General features: G+C 48.1%; 5 protein-coding genes and 1 pseudogene. 4 read left to right on the forward strand and 2 right to left on the reverse strand.

The window, feature by feature from the left end; translation table 11 throughout:
* Positions 1-144: 144 nt before the first annotated feature.
* Together QUB64_RS31035 and QUB64_RS31040 are read right to left on the reverse strand one after the other, a co-directional pair.
* Positions 145-600 carry a helix-turn-helix domain-containing protein gene (locus tag QUB64_RS31035; protein WP_333278170.1) on the reverse strand — a complete coding sequence of 152 codons (456 nt, stop codon included), beginning with the start codon at positions 598-600 and terminating at the stop codon, positions 145-147.
* Positions 601-778: 178 nt separating this feature from the next.
* On the reverse strand, positions 779-952 hold the full coding sequence (locus QUB64_RS31040) for a hypothetical protein (RefSeq protein ID WP_333278172.1): 174 nt from the start codon (positions 950-952) through the stop codon (positions 779-781).
* A 58-nt stretch (positions 953-1,010) separates the two neighbouring features.
* Between QUB64_RS31040 and QUB64_RS31045 the strand changes: the two genes are divergently transcribed.
* From QUB64_RS31045 to QUB64_RS31060, 4 genes and pseudogenes are all read left to right on the forward strand, one after another.
* A complete protein-coding gene (locus QUB64_RS31045; protein WP_333278174.1) occupies positions 1,011-1,739 on the forward strand; it encodes an RNA-guided endonuclease InsQ/TnpB family protein in 729 nt (242 codons plus the stop codon).
* A 20-nt stretch (positions 1,740-1,759) separates the two neighbouring features.
* A complete protein-coding gene (locus QUB64_RS31050) occupies positions 1,760-2,194 on the forward strand; it encodes an RNA-guided endonuclease InsQ/TnpB family protein (protein ID WP_333278177.1) in 435 nt (144 codons plus the stop codon).
* Positions 2,195-2,297: 103 nt separating this feature from the next.
* Positions 2,298-3,758 carry an Asp-tRNA(Asn)/Glu-tRNA(Gln) amidotransferase subunit GatA gene (gene gatA, locus QUB64_RS31055; RefSeq protein WP_333278224.1) on the forward strand — a complete coding sequence of 487 codons (1,461 nt, stop codon included), beginning with the start codon at positions 2,298-2,300 and terminating at the stop codon, positions 3,756-3,758.
* Positions 3,759-3,880: 122 nt separating this feature from the next.
* Positions 3,881-4,334, forward strand: a pseudogene (locus tag QUB64_RS31060) (hypothetical protein); the annotation flags it as partial.

The raw sequence follows: 4,334 nt of genomic DNA on the forward strand, positions 1-4,334 counted from the left end.
GGCTACGCGGTTATCGAGCGAAGTCGAGATACAGCACCAGTCGCTCTTCGGCTAAAATGACTAATGACGGCAGGACTTCTTCAAAATAAAGAGAGCGATCGCACCCAATGGCGATCGACCCCCTCTACAAATATTGCGAACTATCTACTTTCTACGGCGCCGCCGCCAGTCAACACCCAACCGCTTGAGATAATCCCAGCCGCGTTGGGGCCAAACATGAGCGCTACCGGTCTTTTCGGCAATCCAGCGAGCTACTTTGGGGCCCGTCCAGTCTCCGCCATCGGGGGCGGGGCTTTGGAGGGCAAGGCGCAGTTCTTCTTGCTGTTCAGGACTCAGCAAGGATTTGGCAGGAGGAGGCTGGCGGTCTCCGCTGCGGTTTCTCACAGAGCTAGGCCCTTCTCGGTTATAGCGCTGGACAATTTCTTTGGCATAGTCGTAGTTAAGACCTACGACTTGGGCTGCTTGTTTGATAGTCCAATTTCGGGAAACTAAGAGTAGCAAGTGCCAGCGGCGCGACTCTGTGGTGTTTTGTGCCTGCCGGTAGCGAATTTTGAGTTCCTCTGCCGTCAGGTGAGATTCTAAGTGAGCTTTAGGTGGCATTCCTCCAACGGGGCATCGGGAACTTCTTACCATATATCTTTGGTTTTGGAGAGAATTCCGGATGAAATTGTCTGCTTGGGGATTGTTGGGGCAAATATGTAGCTTTTTTAACCGCAGATGCACGCAGATAGACGCAGTTGAAGAAGGGTTAAAGCTGAATAAAAATACCTAGACACATCTATCCATCGCTTCCCGTTTGTCCAGCTATCAGAGAATCGACATATTCTCTAAGCTTCTGTTGCCAGTCGGGAACAGCTTTGAGCTTTGCTTTGACACTCGGTCTTACTTTGAAACAAACCGGATCTTTATCGTAGGCCAATTCGTTTTCTGGTTTAAATTTAATTCTCGGCATCACAAAACATCTAATTTCTGGTATACTAGATATAGTGACACAGGTCGGAGGTCGGTCGGTGCTTTTAGGATTCAAAACAGAACTTGACTTAAACAACGAACAGCAAACTTTTGCAGCCAAACACGCAGGGACGGCTAGACACGCCTGGAATTGGGGATTGTGGCTAACTCAGAACATCCTGAATCACAATCAAGCCAATCCAGCAGAAAAGCTGAAATTCCCTAGCGCGATCGACCTGCACAAGCTGCTAGTTGCAATGGTCAAGCCTGAGAATCCTTGGTATTACGAGACTTCCAAATGTTCCCCACAATACGCGATCGGACAGCTTAGAGAAGCTTGGGACAGATGTTTTAAGAAGATTGCCAAGCCTCCTCAATTCAAGCGCAAAGGCAAGGTTCAAGATGCTTTTACGCTTGACGGCACGATTAAAATACTCGGTTCAAACCAGATTCAAGTGCCTAAGTTTGGCGTTCTAAAAACCTTTGAATCCTTGCCACAAGTGCCTGTTAAGAATGTCACAATTAGCCGTCAGTCTGACAAATGGTTCATTAGTTTTAAAATCGAAATTGACCTCAGACCGACAGAGAAAACCAATCTGTCGATTGGGGTTGATTTAGGTGTGAAACATTTTGCTACTTTGTCAGACGGTCAAGTATTTGACGTTCCAAAGGGCTACAAACGGATCGAGGCTAAAATTGCGAAACTGCAATACTTGAACCGCAATAAACAGCGCAACTCTCAAGGCTACAAGGACTTTCACAAGCGGCTGGTTTGCATTATCGATTAACCTGCGTTCGTAAAGAGTTTTTGCACAACCTAACGACTTACTTGGCTAAAACCTTCCGAGTGGTTGGCATTGAAGACTTGAACGTTAGCGGAATGTTGAAGTTTGGCAAGTTAGCAGGCGCTGTTGCAATGCTGGGATTTTACGAATTTAGGCGGCAACTTGAATATAAATGCCATCTGTATGGTTCTGAGCTTCAAATCATTGGGAGATGGGAACCTAGCAGCAAAACTTGCTCCTTATGTGGTTGGAAAAATGATGCTCTAACCCTCAAAGACAGAGTGTTTGATTGTCTTGATTGTGGTTATTCAATCGACCGTGACTTGAATGCGGCAGTCAATATAGAAAAAATCGGGCTCAGTTCTAGTTCGTTAAGGCTCATGGACGTAGAAGTGCCGACACCTACGGATGAAGTGAGTATGAATCGCCAGATCGATCGTTTGTCTAGCTTTGGCTAGTGATGGGCAGATCTGGGTAAGTATTTAGGAGCGGCTGTAAGTGGGTGCAATTGCCAGCTATATTGGCTAAATGGCTGAAAGTAGAAATGATAAAGGTACGAGCATGGCATCCATCCGCGAGTTGCACCGACAACTGGTCAATAAAGAACGCTCTGCTGTGGAAATTACTCAAGAAGCATTAGACCGAATTACCCAGCTAGAGCCGAAGTTGAAAAGCTTTCTGTGCGTGACAGCAGACAGCGCACTGGCGCAGGCCCACAAAGTGGATGCCCAAATCGCAGCAGGCGAGCAAATTGGGCTGTTAGCCGGCATCCCGATCGCCGTTAAAGACAATATGTGCACTCTAGGCATTCCCACAACCTGTGGATCTCGGATTTTGGAAAATTTTGTACCTCCCTACGATGCAACCGTCGTCACCAAACTCAAAGCAGCCGGTGCAGTCATTCTGGGCAAGGCCAATATGGACGAGTTTGCCATGGGGAGCTCGACGGAAACTTCTGCCTATCAAGTTACCGCGAATCCTTGGGACTTGGAGCGCGTGCCCGGAGGTTCTTCTGGCGGTTCTGCCGCAGCGGTAGCCGGCGGAGAATGCGTTGTCAGCTTGGGTTCGGATACTGGAGGCTCGATCCGCCAACCTGCTGCTTTTTGCGGTTTGGTGGGGCTGAAACCGACCTATGGGTTGGTTTCTCGCTACGGTTTGGTGGCCTATGCTTCTTCTCTAGATCAAATCGGGCCCTTTGGCCGGACTGTTGAGGATACGGCGATTTTGTTGGGGGCCGTCGCTGGTTACGACAAGAGAGATTCCACGAGTCTCAATGTCCCAATTCCTGACTACGCCCAAGCTTTGAGACCCAGTTTGCGACCGAAGGGTCAGATTAGAATTGGTGTCATTAAAGAAACTTTTGGTGCAGGGTTAGACCAGGCGGTTAAAGATGCTGTAACTAAGGCGATCGAACAATTTCAACAATTGGGCGCAGAAATTCAAGTCGTTTCTTGTCCCCGGTTCCGCTACGGTTTGCCCACTTACTACATTATTGCTCCCTCGGAAGCTTCGGCGAATTTGGCGAGATATGATGGAGTAAAGTACGGTTTCCGATCGCCCGATCCCGACAATCTTTTGGATATGTATGCCAAAACTCGCGCTCAAGGCTTCGGTGCAGAAGTTAAACGCCGGATTGCGATCGGCACTTACGTATTGTCGGCTGGATATTACGACGCCTATTATCTCAAAGCTCAAAAAGTTCGGACATTGATTAAAGAAGACTTTGAAAAAGCTTTTTCTCAAGTTGATGTTTTGGTCTGTCCCACTGCTCCGACTACGGCTTTTAAGGCAGGCGAAAAATTCAACGACCCCCTGAGTATGTATTTGTCAGATTTGATGACTATTCCGGTGAATCTTGCTGGTTTGCCAGCTTTGAGTTTGCCCTGCGGATTTGATGAGAAAGGACTGCCCGTTGGTATACAACTGATTGGTAATGTTTTGCAAGAATCTCGACTGTTTCAAGTTGCTCATGCTTATGAACAGTCTACCAATTGGCACTTGCGCCGCCCGCAATTGCCTTAATTTTTGAAATTCGGCGGAACGCTGGTGTGGAAGTTAGTAATCGATCGAAAGCTAATACTTTGAATTAATCATTTGCCATTAGCTTTTGACCGATCGCTAATTTCCCGCGTCCCCTATTTTCTATGAACAAGTTTTTGGTATTCCTTTTGTCTAAACCGCTGATAACTTTTGGGATAGTTTTGGCGATCGCTTATTCTGCTGCTTGTGTATTTCTATTTGTAGCGCAAGGTAAGTTTATCTTTTTTCCGGCGCGGGCGATCGAAACGACCCCAGATGATTTTCAGTTGAAATATCAAGATGTTTTGCTGCCAATTCCAGCTAAAACAGGGGCGGTGGAAACCGTGCACGGGTGGTGGATTCCTGCCTCGGAAACCCCCCGCAAGGTGCGGGGGGAAGTAAGAAAGTTGGTTCCACTTCAACCATCGGAAACCCCCCCCAGCCCCCCCTTGTTAAGGGGGGGAGTCAGAGAGGTGGTTCCGGTTCAACCATCGGAAACCCTCCCCAGCCCCCCCTTGTTAAGGGGGGGAGTCAGAGAGGTGGTTCCGGTTCAACCATCGGAAACCCTCCCCAGCCCCC

This window comes from Microcoleus sp. Aus8_D2 (assembly GCF_036702665.1).
Classification (GTDB): domain Bacteria; phylum Cyanobacteriota; class Cyanobacteriia; order Cyanobacteriales; family Microcoleaceae; genus Microcoleus.

Excerpts from the sequence above, each read along its gene's own strand:
- QUB64_RS31035 (WP_333278170.1), bottom strand. The coding sequence starts at position 600 with ATGCCACCTAAAGCTCACTTAGAATCTCACCTGACGGCAGAGGAACTC.
- gatA (WP_333278224.1), top strand. The coding sequence starts at position 2,298 with ATGGCATCCATCCGCGAGTTGCACCGACAACTGGTCAATAAAGAACGC.
- QUB64_RS31040 (WP_333278172.1), bottom strand. The coding sequence starts at position 952 with ATGCCGAGAATTAAATTTAAACCAGAAAACGAATTGGCCTACGATAAA.